Below are 16416 nucleotides of genomic sequence, written 5' to 3' on the forward strand. Positions count from 1 at the left end.
GGGGGAGGCCGCCGCCCGGCAGCGCCGGGACGACGAGGGCGCCGCCGGTCGCCACGACCACCACGTCGGGCGCGAGCGCGGCGACCGCCGCAGGGGACGCCGCGCGACCGAGCCGTACGTCGACCTCGGACCGGTCGACCTCGGCGAGCAGCCAGTCCAGGTAGGACCGGTTCTCCGGGTGCACCGCCGACGCGTCGACCAACGCGCCGCCCAACGCGGCCGAGCGCTCGAGCAGCACCACGGCGTGCCCGCGGGCAGCCGCCAGCCGCGCCGCCTCCAGCCCGGCCGGTCCACCGCCGACCACGACGACGCGCCGCGCCACCGGGGCCGGCCCCAGCACCAGGTCAGCCTCGTACCCCGTCCGCGCGTTGACCGCGCACTCGGTGGCGAGCTTCTCCTCGAGCGTGTCGATGCAGTTCTCGCAGGAGATGCACCGGCGCACCCGCGCCACCTCGCCGGCCGCCAGCTTGCGCGGCAGGTCGGGGTCGGCCAGCAACGGCCGCCCGAGCGCGACGAAGTCTGCCCGCCCGTCGGCGAGCACCGCCTCGGCCAGGTCGGGGGAGTGCAGCCGTCCGACGGCGATGACCGGCACGTCCACGGCCTCCCGGACCGCCGCGGCGGCGCCGACGTTGAGCCCGTCCCCACGGTCGGCGGCGTTGACCATCCCGGTCACGAGCCGGTCGATGACGCCGCCGCTCACGTGGAAAGCGTCGACGCCGCCCTCCACCAGCAGGGGCGCGATGGACGCGGTGTCGTGCACGGGCCGCCCGGCCGCGACCCGCTCGTAGCCGGAGATCCGCAGCGTGATCGGGAAGTCGGCGCCGACCTCGGAACGGATCGCGGCGAGCGCCTCCAGCACCACCCGGACCCGCCCCTCGGCCGACGTCCCGCGGTAGCGGTCGCCCCGCCGGTTGCGCTGCGGGGCGAGGAACGACCCGAGGAACATGTAGCCGTGCGCTGCATGTAGCTCGATGCCGTCGTACCCGGCCTCCCGCACCCGGACGACGGCGGCGCGGAACTGGTCGATGATCGCCGCGATCTGCTCCTTCGTCGCCTCGGCCGACGGCCGACCGGTCAGGTACGACGGGATGACCGACGGGCCGAGCGAGGTGACGCCGTGCATCTCCGGCCCGAGCCCGTCGGGACCCGCGTGCACGACCTGCGGCTGGATCCTCGCCCCGTGGGCGTGGACCGCCTCGACCAGCCGGCGATGGGCGGCGACCGCGGCGTCCGAGCCGATCTGGAGGCCGCCGGGCGTCTCGGGGTGCAGCGGGTCGATGCCGGTCGCGCCGACGGTCACCAGACCCACCCCGCCCGCCGCGCGCGCGGCGAAGTAGGCGACGGTCCGGTCGGACGGCAACCCCTCCGGCGTGCCGTACATCGTCTCCATCGGCGACATCACGATCCGGTTGCGCAGCTCCATCGAGCCGATGCGACCCGGCGCGAGCAGGTGGCCGTAGGACGAGGCGTTCATAGAACATGTTCTACTTCATGACTACGCTGGCCGCGTGGACTTCGCCATGGTGGCCGCCTATCAGCCCGTCGACCAGCTCGTGCCGCTCGCCCGCGCCGCCGAGGAGCACGGCTTCCGGGCGTTCAGCCTCGCCGACCACGTCGTCGACCTCGAGGAGGTCACGACGCCCTACCCCTACACGCCCGACGGCCGCCGCCGCTGGGAGCCGGATGTCGACTGGCCGGACCCGTGGGTCACCGTGGGTGCGCTCGCGCAGGTCACGACGAGGATCCAGTTCTTCACCTCGATCTACGTCGCCGCGATGCGCAACCCGTTCGTCGTCGCCAAGGCGGTCGGCACGGCGGCCGCCCTCGCCGGCGGCCGGGTGGCGCTGGGGATCGGCGTCGGCTGGTGCCGCGACGAGTTCGACCTCCTGGAGCAGGACTTCGGCACGCGGGGCAAGCGCACCGACGAGGGCCTCGCGCTGATGCGCGAGCTCTGGAAGCCGGGCTGGACCGAGTTCGAGGGCGAGTTCTACCGCTGCGACCGGCTGGTGATGAAGCCGGAGCCGCCGGGGCCGATCCCGGTGTGGGTCGGCGGTCTCTCCGACGTGGCCCTGCGCCGCGCCGCCCGCAACGACGGCTGGGTGGGCGACATGGCGACCGTCGACGAGGCGGTGGAGATCGCGGCCCGGCTGCGTGCCCTCCGCGTCGAGCTCGGGCGCGAGGACCTCCCGTTCGAGATGGCGCCGGCGCTCACCGACGCGCTGACGCCGGAGGACTTCCAGCGCGCGTCCGACGGCGGTGTCACCCTCTGCATGACGATGCCGTGGATGTACTACTGCAAGCAGGACGCGCCGCTGGAGCAGAAGCTCGACGGCATCCGCCGCTTCCGCGAGGACGTGATGGACAAGCTCTAAGGCGGCGCGGGTCAGGCGTCGGGCGACACGAGCCGGCGCCGCAACGCCACCAGGTCGGTCACGGCCGTGACGAACCGGGTCGTGCTCTCGCCCGGCCGCACGTCGTCGAAGTAGTGCCGCCGGGTCTCCTCCCGGGCCGCCCGGTGGGTGTCGTCGGCGAGTCGGGCCGCCAGCAGAGCCGTGAGCCCGTCGACGTTGGTGACGTCGATGATGTCGGCGCACCGGCTCACCGGGACGTCGCGCCGCAGCGCGTCGGCGTCGCCGTGGCGGTCGGTGACGAGGATCGGCCGATCGGTGCGCAGGTAGAGCCAGTCGAGCCCGACCGACGAGACGTCGGTGATCATCAGGTCGCACCCGGTCATCACCGCCAGGATGTCGCCCTCGAGGACCGCGGCGTGACCGGCCGTCGGGTCGGCGAACGCCGCCTCGGTGACCCGCTGCACGATGGCGGCGTGGTGGGTCGCGATCGCCGGCGTCAGGCTGGTCGTGATCTTGGGGTGGGGCTTGTAGACCAGCCGGACGTCCGGCAGCGCGAGGACGGCCTCGACGATCGCCGGCCCGAGCACGTCGACCGACGTGTAGTCGTTGTAGTCGGCGTCCCCCTCCCACGTCGGGGCGTAGAGCACGGTCGTGCGCGACGACGGCGCGAGCGCCTCCGGCCGCGCCACGTCGAGCTGGGGCCGACCGATCCGGACCAGCGACGAGCCGTCGAACTCCAGCAGGTGCGCGAGGTGACGTCGCACGGCGGCCTCCCCGGCGACGAAGACCCGGTCGTAGGCCTTCGCGTTGTTGCTCACCATGCTCTGCTTGTCGCTCTCGCCGTGGTTGACGTGCACGTGGAGCATCCGGTTGTTGAGCAGGGCGTCGACGTTGGTGCGGGAGTTGTTGCAGTAGAGGACGACGGACGCGTCGAGGTTGTCGAACGTCTTGGCGAGCTCGTCGAAGCCGGCGGCGAGCACCACCCGCAGGGTCGTGCGCTCTTCGAGCAGCCGGGCGACCTCGGCGTTGCGGAGGACCAGCGCCACCCGGTGGGTGCGGTCGAGCACCTCCAGCACGGGCAGCCACTGCGCCACCTGGTAGACCCGGGTGGGGTCGTCGCCGAAGTAGGCCACGACGTCGGTCTGCTGCTGCACAGGGCGAAGGTTAAGGCCTCGAGGTGACCAGCCGGGGTGCCGGGGGTGGGCCGCTGCCCGGCTGGCGGCTCACGCCAGCAGCACGGTGTCGAGTGCGCGCCGCGGGGTGCGTGGCAGGCCCGTGCGGCCGATCGCCTGCCAGCCGATCCGGACCGCCAGGTGGGGGAGGAACGCGCCCTCCAGCACGGACTCGGCCATCGCGAACCGGATCGACTCGATCTCGACCGGCAGGCTGAGCGGGACGACGGACAGGCCGTCCCGGGTCGCGCGCAGCCAGAGCGCGCTGAGAGCCTCACCGGTCCGGAGCCAGTCCGCGGTCTCGTCGCCCCGGCCCCCGAGGACGATGACGCCATCGCCGCCGTCGACCGGCGTGCGGGTCTCGGGCACCAGCCCGGGCCCGAACCGGTTGCGCCGGTCCTCCGGCGGTGCATTCTGCTCGACGCGGGGCAGGACCTTCAGCGGGACGCCGTCGTGGTCGCTGCGGTCGACCCAGGCGGTCTGCTCGCCGACCGCGACCGGGTCGGACTCGCGGAGCATGGTGGCCTCGTTGGAGAGCAGCTCGAGGCGGAAGCGAGACACCAGGTCGGTGATCGGCAGCGCGGCGGCCGACCACGTGCGCGCCTCGCCGGCGAGCCGTTCGAGGATGTCGTCGGGCACCGGCCAGGACGTGAACCGGCGGCGGTCCGTGCAGCGTCGGCGCAGCGCCGCGAGGTCGTTGACGGGCTGGGACGACGCAGGCCCACGCTCGAAGGTGACCTCGGCGAGCAGGGTGGGGTCGTCACCCCGCGGGGTCCGGGCCACCTCGGAGGTCCAGCCGAGCGCCCGAGCAGCGAACTGGAGCTGGTGGAGGGCGGCGCCGCAGCTGATGACCAGGCTGCGACCGTCGGGGTCCTCGGCGGGCAGCTGCCGGCGATGGTCGGCATGGAGCCGCACCTGGTTGCCGTCGATGCGCCAGAGCCACGGCTGGGTGTTGTGCACGCTGGGTGCGTTGCAGGCGAGCTCGACCAGACGGCGTGCCGTGGTCATCGGCATCGACATGCGGTCCCCCCTCTCCGGCAGTTGCTCCACCTCGAAGTCTGGTCTCCGGCGACCGTCCGAAGTAGGGACCAAGGTCCTTCGCGCCAGGGCACCTTTTCCTCCCGCGCCGGACCGGGACGCCGGTACCGTTGTGCAGTGACCGATGGTGACGCGACCTCCGCCCCTGGGCGAACGATCCGGATCTTCCTGCTCGACGACCACGAGGTCGTACGGCGCGGGATGCGTGAGCTGCTCGAGAGCGAGCCCGACATCGAGGTGGTGGGGGAGTCGGGGTCGGCCGTCGAGGCGGTCCGCCGGATCCCGGCACTGCGGCCCGACGTGGCCATCCTCGACGGGCGGCTGCCCGACGGATCCGGCATCGACGTGTGCCGCGACGTCCGCTCGCAGGACCCGGACATCAAGGCGCTCATCCTCACGTCGTACGACGACGACGACGCCCTGTTCGCGGCGATCATGGCGGGCGCGGCCGGCTATGTGCTCAAGCAGGTGCGCGGCACCGACCTCATCGACATGATCCGTCGCGTCGCGGACGGGCAGTCGGCGCTCGACCCGGCGGTGACCGCGGCCGTCCTCGAACGGGTCCGCAGTGGCCCGCCGGTCGACGAGGAGCTCGCGGGCCTCACCGACCAGGAGCAACGGATCCTCGACCTGATCGGGGTGGGGATGACCAACCGCCAGATCGGCAAGGAGCTCCACCTCGCCGAGAAGACCGTGAAGAACTACGTCTCGTCGTTGCTGGCCAAGCTCGGACTGAGCAGCCGGACCCAGGCCGCCATCTTCGCGGTCAAGCACGGCGGATCGAGCCGCTGACCCGATGGAGCGACGCCGACTCCTGCGGGAGGCCGACTTCGAGGAGCTCGTACGCGAGGTCGAGGCCCGGATGCAGGGCGCGGTCGACCAGCGCGAACGCCTCGAGCTGCTCCTCGACGCAGTCGTGGCGATGGCCGCCGACATCACCCTCGACGGCGTCCTGTCGCGCATCGTCGAGGTCGCGAGCCGGCTGGTCGACGCGCAGTACGCCGCGCTCGGCGTCCTGAACTCCGGCGACGGCGACCGGCTCCAGACGTTCATCTACCACGGCATCGGCCCGGAGAGCGCGGCCGAGATCGGCGAGCTCCCGCGCGGCCACGGCCTGCTCGGTCAGATCATCGACCAGCCGGAGCCGCTGCGGCTCCACGACATCGCCCAGCACGCAGCGTCGTACGGCTTCCCCCCCAACCACCCGCCGATGCACTCCTTCCTCGGGGTGCCCGTGCGCATCCGCGGGCTGGTCTTCGGCAACCTCTACCTGACGGAGAAGACCGACGGATCGGACTTCACCCCCGACGACGAGGAGATCGTGGTCGCCCTCGCCGGTGCCGCCGGCGTCATGATCGAGAACGCGCGGGCCCGCGACGACCAGCAGCGGCTGGCACTGCTGGAGGACCGTGACCGGATCGCGCGCGACCTCCACGACCTGGTCATCCAGCGGCTGTTCGCCGTCGGCCTGAGCATCCAGAGCACCGCCCGGCTGCCTGACCGGTCCGAGGTCGCCGAGCGGCTCGACCGGGCCGTGTCGGACATCGACGCGACGATCAAGGACATCCGGCGCACGATCTTCGCGCTCGGGACGAGGCAGTCCTCCTCCGACATCCAGGCCGAGGTGACCCGGGTCGTCGAACGGGCCGCAGCCACCATGAAGGTGCGCCCCGACCTCCAGTTCGAGGGCCCGGTCCGGTCCCTGGTCCCGCCCGACCTGGCGCCCGACCTGCTGGCGGTCCTCAGCGAGACGCTGGCCAATGCGGGCCGGCACGCGAAGGCGAGCTCGGTCGTGGTCCACCTCCGCGCGGGCGACGACGTGGTGCTCACGGTCACCGACGACGGGGTCGGCCTGCCCGAGACCGACGTCCACCGCAGCGGGCTGGCCAACATCCAGAGCCGGGCCGAGCAGCGCGGCGGCACCCTCACGGTGGAGTCGGCTCCCGGCGCCGGTACGACGGTGCGCTGGTCGGTGCCGCGCGCCTGAGCGCATCCGGTCGACAGCTCAGGTCGGCAGCAGCCGGACCCCGGTGACCTGGTCGGCGTGGATCCGCAGGACGTAGCTGCGGTTGCCCTCCGCCCAGGGGTACGGACGCTCGGTAGGGTCCGGCGGCAGGTCGAACTGGGCGACCCGGTCGGCCCTGCCTCGGACCACCACGGACCACCCCGACTCGGTCGCGTGGTCCATGTCGTCGACCTCGAAGGCGACGCGCGCCCCGGTCGCGGCGCGTGCGATGGCGCCGTACCCGCTCGTGGCGATGAGGACGTCCTCGCCGTCCATCGAGAAGTTCACCGGGAAGATGTCGGGCCCCGAGTCGTCGGCGAAGGCGATCCGTCCGGTCGTCGTGGTCCGCAGGAGATCCTGGCACTCGGCGCTGTCGAGGTGCCGGATCCGGCTCTTGAACCAGTGGTGCGTGGCGGTCATCGCCCCTCCTCTTCCTGTACCTCCAGCCAACGGCACGGAGGGCGGGGGGAGGAGGGGCAAGGGTCGCCCGGGCGCGGGACCTTGGTCCTGGTCAGCGGTGGCGGAACGCCTTGGACCGGTGGACGTAGCGCCGCAGCCGCCGGGCGGGGACCGGGCCCGGCCAGTCCTCGGCGCGGAACCAGGCGTCGGACCCGCCGTCGACGAAGACGACGCTGCCGCAGAGGAAGTCAGCAGCGTCGGACAGCATGAAGACGACCCAGTCGGCGATCTGGCCGGCGTCGCCGAAGCCGCCGATCGGCACCGGGAAGCGCTTGATCTGCTTGGCCTCCGCCGGGGTGGCGAGCTGCTTCTCCAGCAGGGGGGTCATGATCGCGCCGGGCGCGATCGCGTTGAGGCGGATGCCCTCACCGGACCACGCGCGCGTGACCGCCGTACGACGGACCCAGCGGCTGATGGCGATCTTGCTCGAGGCGTAGGCGAAGGTCGGCGCCTGCTTGCCGTAGAGCCGCAGCGACGAGACCACCTTGTCGAGGTCGCCGTCGCGATAGGCGTTCAGGGTGCGCCGCAGGACCATCGGGACGGTCGAGCTGGAGTTGCTGGAGAACACGACGACCTTGGCCCGGTCGGCCTGGGCCAGCGCGGGCCGCCAGGCCTCGAGGAGCTCGACGACCCCGAGGTAGTTGACCTGGGAGATCAGCCGCGGGTTGCCCGATGCGGGGCCGAGGCCAGCGGCCATCACGGCCCCGTCGAGCACGCCGTCGCAGTGCGCGAGCACGGCGGCGGCCGCGTCGCGACGTCCGTCGGGCGTGGACAGGTCGCCGGTGACCGTGGCGTCGGCGAGGTCGACGCCGATCACGGTGTGCCCGGCGGCGGTCAGCTTCTCGGTGACGGCGCGACCCATTCCGGAGGCGGAGCCGGTGACGGCGTAGGTTCCCACGGGGTCGAGACTAGAACACGTTCCTGTTCGGCGATAACGACTGGCCCGTGGTGCGGCTCCCTGGGACCATCGACAGGTGCCGTCGTCCAGCCAGTGGGTCGCGTTCCTCCTCGCCTCGATCCTCTTCATCCAGGTACCGGGTCCGAGCCTGCTCTTCACCATCGGCCGGGCGCTCACCGTCGGTCGGCGCGACGCGCTGCTCTCGGTGGTCGGCAACGGGCTCGGGCTGATGATCCAGGTCGCCCTCGTGGCCGTCGGCCTCGGCGCGGTCGTGGCCGCCTCGGCGTCCGCCTACACCGCGATCAAGCTGGTCGGCGCGGCGTACGTCGTCTATCTCGGTGTGCAGGCGTTCCGCCACCGCGGTGACGCCCGCGCCGCCCTCGAGGCGGCGTCCGACGCCCCTCCGGTGCGCAGCAGCGGGTTCGCCTCGGTCCGGACCGGGATGATCGTCGGCTCGACCAACCCCAAGACGATCGTGTTCTTCGTCGCCTTCCTCCCGCAGTTCACCGACGAGGCGGCCGGCAGCCCCGGCTCGGCCATCGCCCTCCTCGGGCTGGTCTTCGGGGTGATGGCGATCGCCTCCGACACCGTGTGGGCGCTCGCCGCGAGCAAGGCGCGCGACTGGTTCGCGAAGCGTCCGCAGCGGCTCGACCGCCTCGGCGCCGCCGGCGGCGTGATGATGGTGAGCCTCGGTACGACGATGGCCCTCGCCGACTGAGTCCTCCCTCGGGACCGCGGCTGCTATCGTGGTGCCGCCGCAGGACCCCCGACCCTCTGAGCGTCGGATCCCCGGCTCACCCGTCGCGAAGGCAAGGCACGCATGCCGCGCCTGGCGACACTCGCTCGCACGAGCGGCCCGCGGGCGCGAGCCCGTGTGACGAATCGCCGACCGACACCGGCCCGGCATCGAACGTAGGGACAGCAGTGGCTCGAGGAAGCCAGCAGCGCAGACCCGCGCAGCAGCAGCGCCGGGGCGGCGCCAACGGCAACAGGGGAGCGGCTCGCCGCGACGAGACCGGGATCATCCCTGTGCTCGCGCGCGTCGTCCGCGAGGTGGAGTCGGCGGTCGCCCGCGGCTCGGCGCTGTCGGAGGTGCGGACCAAGTACCAGGTCGTCGCCCTCCTCGCCCGCGAGGAGCGCACCCGGGTCAAGGCCGACGAGTCCCTCTCCGACGCCAAGCGCGCCGAGGAGCTCAAGCGCCTCGACGGGATCGGCACGATCCTCGCCCAGACCGCCGCCCGCGACCCGCGGCTCTTCGACCTGCTCGCCGAGGACGCGGAGATCTCCGACTCCGCCGAGGACCTCAAGCGCGAGCTCCAGCGCCGCGCCGGGTTCGAGGTACCGGATCCGAAGCCGGAGCCCGCGGTCGACCCCGACCAGGTGCTCGCCGAGCGGCGCGCGATCCCGCAGTCGGTCATCGCCCGTCAGCTCGCCAACCCGTTCCTCGTCCCCGACTTCGACGCGGCGCTCCCGACCCGCAAGCCGAGCGGCCGGCTCGCGACCTGGGAGCTGCTCGGCCCGCTCTTCCGGTCGTTCGAGGACACCACCCCCGGGGCCCCGGTCTGCATGGAGCTGCCGGAGCCCGACGACGTCGGCCTGATCATGCTGCCGCCCGGTCGCGAGCTGATGGCGCACCAGGCGCGGATGGTGGAGGCGGCAGCCGAGGGGCACCGGACCTTCCTGCTCGCCGACGAGCCCGGTCTGGGCAAGACCGCGCAGGCGCTGCTCGCCGCGCAGGTCAGCGAGTCCTACCCGCTGCTCGTCGCCGTGCCCAACGTCGTCAAGACCAACTGGGCCCGCGAGGTCGAGATCTGGACGCCGAACCGGCGGGCCACGGTGCTGCACGGCGACGCGATGGACGTCGACGGCTTCGCCGACGTCTTCGTCGTCAACTACGAGATCCTCGACCGGCACCTCGGCTGGCTGGGCCAGCACGGGTTCAAGGGGATGATCGTCGACGAGGCGCACTACATCAAGAACAAGACCTCGCAGCGCTCCCAGAACGTCCTCGAGCTCGCCGACCGGATCCGCAAGCGGGTGCCGCGGCCGCTGCTGATGGCGCTGACCGGTACGCCGCTCATCAACGACATCGAGGACTTCCGCGCGATCTGGCAGTTCCTCGGTTGGATCGACGACAAGAAGCCGCTCGGCGAGCTGATGGCCGAACTCGACGAGACCGGTCTGAGCCCCGCCGACCGGCAGTTCTACCCGACCGCGCGCCAGATCGTGGTCGACATGGGCATCGTGCGGCGGCGCAAGGTCGACGTCGCGGCCGACATCCCGGCCCGCCGGATCGCCGACGTACCGGTCGAGCTGGAGGGCGAGGCCGGTCGCTCCATCCGCAAGGCCGAGGAGGACCTCGCCCGGCGGCTCGTCGAGCGCTACGACAAGGCGATCGAGACCCGCCGCGACCGGACCGTCGTCGAGGGGATCGACACCGTCCTGGTGCGGCAGGTCGCGACCTGGGAGCGCGAGGACATCTCGACCGAGTCGGGCGAGAACGTCTTCGGGATGCTGCGCCGGATCGGCCAGGCCAAGGCGGGTCTTGCTGCCGACTACGCCGCCCAGCTGGCACGCAACGCCGGCAAGGTCGTGTTCTTCGCGAAGCACATCGACGTCATGGACACCGCGGAGGAGACGTTCGCGGCCCGCGGCATCAGGTCGGTGTCGGTCCGTGGCGACCAGACCAAGACGGCGCGGGAGAGGGCGATCGACTCCTTCACCAACGACCCCGAGGTCCAGATCATCGTCTGCTCGCTGACGGCGGCCGGTGTGGGCATCAACCTTCAGGTGGCGTCCAACCTGATCCTCGCCGAGCTGTCGTGGACCGACGCGGAGCAGACCCAGGCGATCGACCGCGTCCACCGGATCGGCCAGACGGAGCCGGTCACGGCGTGGCGGGTCATCGCGACCCAGACCATCGACACCCGGGTAGCCGAGCTGATCGGCAGCAAGGCCGGGCTGGCGGCGCGGGCGCTCGACGCCGAGGTCCAGGAGGGCGACGGCGGGTTCGATCTGCAGCTGGAGGCGCTGGTGGGCCTCCTCACCGCCGCGCTCGAGAAGCGGGAAGCCGCCACGCTGTTCTGAGGACTCGGGCACAATCCCGTCATGCCGTGGACCCGTGCGGCGGAGCTCAGCGACGAGCACCGCACCCGCCTCATTGCTGTGGGCGTCGACCCCGACGTGCTGGAGGCGACTCCGCTGCGGCTGGTCGCGGGCCCGTTGCCCGACTGGTGGCACGAGCGCGGCAACGCGCTCTACCTCGGTGACGACGTCGTCGACGTCGACCTGCCGCACAAGCTGATCGACCACCTGGCCTACTACGAGGTCAGCGACGTGCTGCTCGTCGTCGCCAGCCCGACCAACAACGTAGCCTCGCTCCTCATCGGCGGGGACGGGGCGACGGTCTTCCTCGGGCCGCGGAGTGCGTTCACGGGCAGTGAGATCTACTGCGGCGCCTACTCGACGATCGTCCTGACCGCCGACGTCATCGCCACCCGCTGCGCGATCGTCGACGCCCGCAACGGCGGCTCGGTGGTCGCCGAGGAGGGACAGCTGTGGGCGGCGAACGTCTACATCGCCACCGACGACATGCACCGGCTCGAGGACGCGGAGACGGGCGCGCGGCTCAACCCGTACGGCGCGCACATCCGGCTCGGCAAGCACGTGTGGCTGGGTCGCGAGGCGATCGTCACCGGCCACTGCGAGATCGGCGCCGGCGCCGTCGTCGGCACCCGGGCGATGGTCCGCGGCCAGAAGGTGCCGCCGCGGACCGCGGTGGGCGGGTGTCCGGCCCGCGTCATCCGGGAGGGCGTCACCTGGAGCTCGGAGGACACTCCGTAGCGGGCTTCGCCGAGAACGTGTTCCTGGTTTTGGTTGACGAGGTCAAGCATCTGTAGCGTGCGTCCTCGTCGTACCGTCCGTGTCAGGAGCACCTGTGTCGCCATCAGATCCGGCCACCCCACCGGCGGCCGAGAAGCGCGCCGCCAGCCCGCGGCTGGCCGTCGCCACTCTCTGCTTCGGCGGGCTCGCCGCGGCGACCACCCAGACGATGGTCATCCCGATCCAGAGCGACCTGCCGCGCCTGCTCGGCGCCGACGCCACGGACACCGCAGCGGTCATCACGATCACCCTGCTCACGGCCGCCGTGTCGATGCCGGTCGCGGGCCGGCTCGCGGACATGTTCGGCAAGCAGAAGGTGCTGCGCGCGTGCGCGGCGGTGCTGGTGCTCGGCTCGGTCGTCTGCGCCCTGTCGTCCTCGCTGGCGCCGATGCTCGTCGGCCGCGCGCTCCAGGGAGTCGCGATGGGGTTCATCCCGGTCGCGATCTCCCTCATCCGTGAGGTCGTGCCGCCGGCGATGGCCGCGACGTCGGTCGCCGCGATGAGCGCGACGCTCGGGGTCGGGGGAGCGGTCGGCCTGCCGCTGGCCGCGTGGATCGCGGAGAGCGGGGACTGGCACGCGCTGTTCTGGATCGCCGCGGCGCTGGGCGCGATCGTCGCCGTCGCGGTCGAGGTGCTCGTCCCGCACGTCCACGACGGCCGCCGCGGTCGCTTCGACTACCCGGGTGCCGTCGGTCTCGCGCTCGGGCTGGTCGCCTTCCTCGTCGGCGTCTCCAAGGCCAGCGCCTGGGGCTGGGGCGACAGCCGCACCCTCGGTGCGATCGGCCTCGGGGTCGTCGTCCTGCTCGCCTGGGGCGCCTACGAGCTGCGCACCGAGGACCCCATCGTCGACCTCCGCACCAGCGCCCAGCGGCCGGTGCTGCTCACCAACCTGGCGGCGCTCGCGGTCGGCTTCGGGATGATGGCGCAGTCGATCGTCGTGCCGCAGCTCCTCCAGGCCCCCGAGGCGACCGGCTACGGGCTGGGCCAGACCATCCTCGAGGCGGGCCTGTGGCTGGCGCCCGGCGGCCTGATGATGATGCTGCTCTCGCCCGTCTCGGGCTCGCTCATCAACCGCTGGGGCGCGAAGGCGACGCTGATGGCCGGCGCGACCGTGCTGGCGTCCGGCTACCTCGCCGGCCTGCTGCTCATGGGCTCGGCCTGGCAGCTGATGGTGGCGGCCTGCATCGCCGCCGCCGGCGTCGGCATCGGCTACGCCGCGATGCCGACCCTCATCCTCGACGCCGCGCCGCCGCGGGAGGCCGCCGCGGCCGTCGGACTCAACGCCTTGATGCGCTCGGTCGGCACGACGCTCGCCGCCGCTGCGATGGGCACCGTCCTCACCAGCGACACCCAGCGCCTGGGTTCAGTCGCCGTCCCCACCGAGCACGCCTTCGAGCTCTGCTTCGTGATCGGCGCCGCGGCCGCCCTCGTCGGTGTAGCCATCGCTGCGACGATCCCGGCCCGCTCGCGTCAGGTGGCCGAACCGGAGCTCGTCAGGTCGACTTCCGGGCGAGGGTGACGGCGAAGCTGTCGGTGGGGTCGGTCCAGGTCCGGGTGATCTCCAGGCCCACGGCCTGGAGCTCCGCACGCAGCCGGTCCTCGGTGAACTTCGTGGAGATCTCGACGCGGATCTCCTCGCCGGAGGCCAGGTCGAGCTCGAGGTCCGCGCCGGGGATCGAGACGTGCTGCGGCATCTCGGCCCGCAGCCGCAGGTCCATGCGCTGCATCCGCCGGTCCCAGAACGGGACGTAGGAGTAGGCGTCGAGGTCGAAGTCGGCGTCGAGCTCGCGGTTGAGGACGCGCAGGCTGTTCTTCACGAACGCCTCGGTGACGCCGCCCGGGTCGTCGTAGGCCGTGATCAGCCGGTCGGCGTCCTTGACGAGGTCGGTGCCGAGCAGCAGCTCGTCGCCGGCATCCATCGAGTCGGCGAGCGCGCCGAGGAAGGCACCGCGCTCCTCGACGTACAGGTTGCCGATCGTGCCACCGAGGAAGACGACCAGCTTGTGCTGGTAGCGGGTCAGGTGGCCGAGGTGGAGCGTGAAGTCGCCGACCACGGCCTCGACCGAGGTGTCGGGGTAGCGCGCCGCCAGCAGGTCGGCAGCCTGGCGGAGGAACTCCTCGGACACGTCGACCGGGACGAACCGGTCGAGGCGACCGACGTCGGCGAACGCGTCGAGGAGCAGGCGGGTCTTGTCGCTCGTCCCGCTCCCGAGCTCGACGACGGTGGTCGCTCGGGACGTCGCCGCGATGTCGGCCGCCGCGTCCCGGAGGATCGTCCGCTCCGCCTCGGTCGGGTAGTACTCGGGGAGCCGGGTGATCTCGTCGAAGAGCCGCGAACCGGCCTCGTCGTAGAGCCACTTCGGCGGCAGCGTCCGCGGCTGTGAGCCCAGGCCGCGGCGGACGTCGGTGACCAGCCCGGCCTCGGCCCAGTTGCTCTGGAGGAGGACGCTGACCTTCGGGGCGTTCATGCGGTGGATCCCTTGCTGGTGTCGTCGTCGGCGAGGCGGACGCCGGAGAGCGCCCACCGCGACTGGTGGGGGAAGAAGTTGCGGTAGGACGCCCGGGCGTGACCCGCGGGCGTCAGAGCGCAGCCACCTTTGAGAACCATCTGGTTGCTCATGAACTTCCCGTTGTACTCACCGATCGCGCCGGCAGCCGGTCGGAAGCCGGGATAGGGGTGGTAGGCCGAGGACGTCCACTCCCAGCAGTCGCCGAACATCTGGCGCAGCCCGCCGCCGGGAACGGCCGCGCCCGCGGCCTCCGGGTGCCAGCTGGTGCCGTTGGCGAGGTTGCCCTCGACGGGGAGGGACCGGGCGGCGTGCTCCCACTCGGCCTCGGTCGGCAGCCGCTTGCCGGCCCAGGCGGCGTAGGCCTCGGCCTCGTAGAAGCTGACGTGGCTCACGGGCAGCCCCGGGTTGACCGGCCAGGTGCCGTGGAGAGTGTGCTCGAACCAGGTGCCGTCGACCTCGGTCCAGTAGAACGGCGCCTGCCAGCCCTCGGTCTGGACCTTGGCCCAGCCGTCGCTCAACCAGTGCTCGTGGCGTCGGTAGCCGCCGTCGGCCATGAACTCCAGCCACTCGCCGTTGGTGACGAGGCGGTCGGCGATCCGGTACGGCCGCAGCCACTGCTCGTGGCGGGGCAGCTCGTTGTCGAAGCAGAAGTCGCCCCCCACCGCCTCGGCGTCGGCCCCGTCGGCTCCGTGGCCGATCTCGACGAGGCCGCCCTCGACCTCGACCCAGCCGAGCCGGTCGGGCTGCGACGCCGCCGTCGGGCTGCCGGCATAGACGGGCTGGAGCGGGTTGCGGGACAGGACGTGCTTGATGTCCATGAGGAGCAGCTCCTGGTGCTGCTGCTCGTGGTGGAAGCCGAGCTCGATGGTGCTCGCGAGCTTGGTGAGGGTGCCGTCGTCGAGCGTGGCGAGCAGGTCACGCATCCGGTCGTCGACGTTGGCGCGGTAGCGGCCGACGTCGTGGGCACCCGGCCGGCTGATGAGGCCACGGTCGACACGGCTGTAGCGCGGCCCGATGGCCTCGTAGTAGCTGTTGAAGAGGAACCAGTAGCGGTCCTGGAACGGCGCGAACCCGGCCTCGTTGTCGGCGAGCACGAAGGTCTCGAAGAACCACGTGACGTGCGCGCGGTGCCACTTGGTGGGCGACACGTCGGGCATCGACTGGACCGTCTGGTCCTCGGGGGAGAGCGGCGCGGCCAGCGTCTCGGTGTAGGCGCGCACCTCGTCGTACCTGTCCTGCAGGGTGGTGGGGTCCCAGCGAAGCCCCGGATCGATCGTGCTGGTCATGCGCAAACCTCGCTCGTCGTCGGTGTGACCCCTCTGTCCTACCCACTCGCGCAGGAAGTGAACGGGGAGCCGTCGACAACGCTAGGGGGACGCGCCGACAGCGCGGTAGGGGCCCGACTAATCTCGGCCCTGTGACCACGATCGCCGTCGCCGGCGGAACCGGCGTGCTCGGGAGCCAGGTCGTCGAGGCCGTACGACGGCGCGGGCTCGTGCCGCGGGTCGTCGCCCGCTCCGCGGGGGTCGACCTGGTCGCGGGCACCGGCCTCGACGCCGCCCTCGACGGGGTGGACGCCGTCATCGACGCGAGCAACGTCGTGGCGCTGCGCGCGAAGCCGTCGATCGCCTTCTTCGAGGCGGCGACCGGCCACCTGCTGGCGGCCGGTGTCCGCGCCGGGGTGCGCCACCACGTGGCGATCTCGATCGTCGGCTGCGACCGGGTGGACCTGCCCTACTACCTGGGCAAGCGCCGCCAGGAGGAGCTCGTCCGCACCGGCCCGGTGCCGTGGTCGATCGTGCGGGCCACGCAGTTCCACGACTTCGCCGGCCAGCTCCTCGACCGCACCCGCGGCCCGGTGGCGATGGTCCCCAGGATGCTCAGCCAGCCGGTCGCCACCCACCTGCTGGCCGACCTGGTGGTCGAGGTCGCCACCGGCGAGCACCAGGGCCTCGCCCCCGACGTCGCCGGTCCCGAGCAGCACGACGTCGCCGACCTCGCCCGCCGCCTGGTCGCCCACCGCGGCCAGGGCCCCAAGGTCCTCGCCGTCCCCCTCCCCGGGAAGGCCGGCCGCCAGGTCGCCGCCGGCGGCCTCCTCCCC

Annotated in this window: 14 protein-coding genes and 1 pseudogene; 8 read left to right on the plus strand and 7 right to left on the minus strand. The window is 72.3% G+C overall.

What is annotated here, in order from left to right; translation table 11 throughout:
- The coding region (locus H0487_RS17355) for an oxidoreductase (RefSeq protein WP_183095487.1) at positions 1 to 1474 on the minus strand (1474 nt) is incomplete at its 3' end.
- A gap of 34 nt (positions 1475 to 1508) precedes the next feature.
- Between H0487_RS17355 and H0487_RS17360 the strand changes: the two genes are divergently transcribed.
- Positions 1509 to 2372: a TIGR03619 family F420-dependent LLM class oxidoreductase gene (locus tag H0487_RS17360; RefSeq protein WP_220793525.1), complete on the plus strand. Its 864-nt coding sequence runs from the start codon at positions 1509 to 1511 to the stop codon at positions 2370 to 2372.
- A gap of 11 nt (positions 2373 to 2383) precedes the next feature.
- Here the strand turns inward: H0487_RS17360 and H0487_RS17365 are convergent, their stop codons facing one another.
- Both H0487_RS17365 and H0487_RS17370 read right to left on the minus strand, forming a co-directional pair.
- Positions 2384 to 3505 (minus strand): CDP-glycerol glycerophosphotransferase family protein, encoded by a 1122-nt coding sequence (locus H0487_RS17365; protein ID WP_183095488.1) that lies wholly within the window; start codon positions 3503 to 3505, stop codon positions 2384 to 2386.
- 69 nt (positions 3506 to 3574) lie between these two features.
- Positions 3575 to 4543, minus strand: a complete 969-nt coding sequence (locus H0487_RS17370) for an Acg family FMN-binding oxidoreductase (protein WP_183095489.1) — start codon at positions 4541 to 4543, stop codon at positions 3575 to 3577.
- A gap of 135 nt (positions 4544 to 4678) precedes the next feature.
- On the opposite strand from H0487_RS17370, the gene H0487_RS23550 reads away from it, so the two are divergent.
- Both H0487_RS23550 and H0487_RS17380 read left to right on the plus strand, forming a co-directional pair.
- Complete coding sequence (locus H0487_RS23550; RefSeq protein WP_312856003.1) at positions 4679 to 5353, plus strand: response regulator; 675 nt, start codon at positions 4679 to 4681, stop codon at positions 5351 to 5353.
- A 4-nt stretch (positions 5354 to 5357) separates the two neighbouring features.
- Entirely contained in the window at positions 5358 to 6548 is a 1191-nt protein-coding gene (locus H0487_RS17380) for a GAF domain-containing sensor histidine kinase (RefSeq protein ID WP_183095490.1), read from the plus strand.
- Between the two features lie 18 nt (positions 6549 to 6566).
- Here H0487_RS17380 and H0487_RS17385 read toward each other — a convergent pair whose 3' ends face one another.
- Both H0487_RS17385 and H0487_RS17390 read right to left on the minus strand, forming a co-directional pair.
- A complete protein-coding gene (locus H0487_RS17385; protein WP_183095491.1) occupies positions 6567 to 6986 on the minus strand; it encodes a pyridoxamine 5'-phosphate oxidase family protein in 420 nt (139 codons plus the stop codon).
- A gap of 91 nt (positions 6987 to 7077) precedes the next feature.
- Positions 7078 to 7923 (minus strand): SDR family oxidoreductase, encoded by an 846-nt coding sequence (locus H0487_RS17390; RefSeq protein ID WP_183095492.1) that lies wholly within the window; start codon positions 7921 to 7923, stop codon positions 7078 to 7080.
- Positions 7924 to 7999: 76 nt separating this feature from the next.
- Between H0487_RS17390 and H0487_RS17395 the strand changes: the two genes are divergently transcribed.
- The 4 genes and pseudogenes from H0487_RS17395 to H0487_RS17410 all read left to right on the plus strand — a co-directional run.
- Complete coding sequence (locus H0487_RS17395) at positions 8000 to 8641, plus strand: LysE family translocator (RefSeq protein WP_183095493.1); 642 nt, start codon at positions 8000 to 8002, stop codon at positions 8639 to 8641.
- A 206-nt stretch (positions 8642 to 8847) separates the two neighbouring features.
- Positions 8848 to 11010 (plus strand): DEAD/DEAH box helicase, encoded by a 2163-nt coding sequence (locus tag H0487_RS17400; RefSeq protein WP_183095494.1) that lies wholly within the window; start codon positions 8848 to 8850, stop codon positions 11008 to 11010.
- Between the two features lie 21 nt (positions 11011 to 11031).
- Positions 11032 to 11766, plus strand: coding sequence for an acyltransferase (locus H0487_RS17405; RefSeq protein ID WP_183095495.1), 735 nt, complete (start codon positions 11032 to 11034; stop codon positions 11764 to 11766).
- Between the two features lie 58 nt (positions 11767 to 11824).
- A pseudogene (locus tag H0487_RS17410) lies at positions 11825 to 13324 on the plus strand (MFS transporter); the annotation flags it as partial.
- Here H0487_RS17410 and egtD read toward each other — a convergent pair.
- Together egtD and egtB are read right to left on the minus strand one after the other, a co-directional pair.
- The gene (egtD, locus tag H0487_RS17415; RefSeq protein WP_183095496.1) at positions 13299 to 14273 is read right to left on the minus strand and encodes an L-histidine N(alpha)-methyltransferase; all 975 of its coding nucleotides are present in this window, start codon (positions 14271 to 14273) and stop codon (positions 13299 to 13301) included. The pseudogene H0487_RS17410 and the gene egtD overlap by 26 nt on opposite strands.
- Positions 14270 to 15601: an ergothioneine biosynthesis protein EgtB gene (egtB, locus tag H0487_RS17420; protein ID WP_183095497.1), complete on the minus strand. Its 1332-nt coding sequence runs from the start codon at positions 15599 to 15601 to the stop codon at positions 14270 to 14272. The genes egtD and egtB overlap by 4 nt, the downstream gene beginning before the upstream one ends.
- Positions 15602 to 15732: 131 nt before the next feature.
- Between egtB and H0487_RS17425 the strand changes: the two genes are divergently transcribed.
- A partial coding sequence (locus H0487_RS17425; RefSeq protein ID WP_183095498.1) for an SDR family oxidoreductase occupies positions 15733 to 16416 on the plus strand: 684 nt, incomplete at its 3' end.

This window comes from Nocardioides stalactiti (genome assembly GCF_014180715.1).
Taxonomy (GTDB): Bacteria; Actinomycetota; Actinomycetes; order Propionibacteriales; family Nocardioidaceae; genus Nocardioides; species Nocardioides stalactiti.

Bases quoted from the DNA above. Each gene is read 5' to 3' on its own strand.
- H0487_RS17370 (WP_183095489.1), bottom strand. From the start codon at position 4,543: ATGTCGATGCCGATGACCACGGCACGCCGTCTGGTCGAGCTCGCCTGC.
- H0487_RS17380 (WP_183095490.1), top strand. From the start codon at position 5,358: ATGGAGCGACGCCGACTCCTGCGGGAGGCCGACTTCGAGGAGCTCGTA.
- H0487_RS17385 (WP_183095491.1), bottom strand. From the start codon at position 6,986: ATGACCGCCACGCACCACTGGTTCAAGAGCCGGATCCGGCACCTCGAC.
- H0487_RS17405 (WP_183095495.1), top strand. From the start codon at position 11,032: ATGCCGTGGACCCGTGCGGCGGAGCTCAGCGACGAGCACCGCACCCGC.
- egtD (WP_183095496.1), bottom strand. From the start codon at position 14,273: ATGAACGCCCCGAAGGTCAGCGTCCTCCTCCAGAGCAACTGGGCCGAG.
- egtB (WP_183095497.1), bottom strand. From the start codon at position 15,601: ATGACCAGCACGATCGATCCGGGGCTTCGCTGGGACCCCACCACCCTG.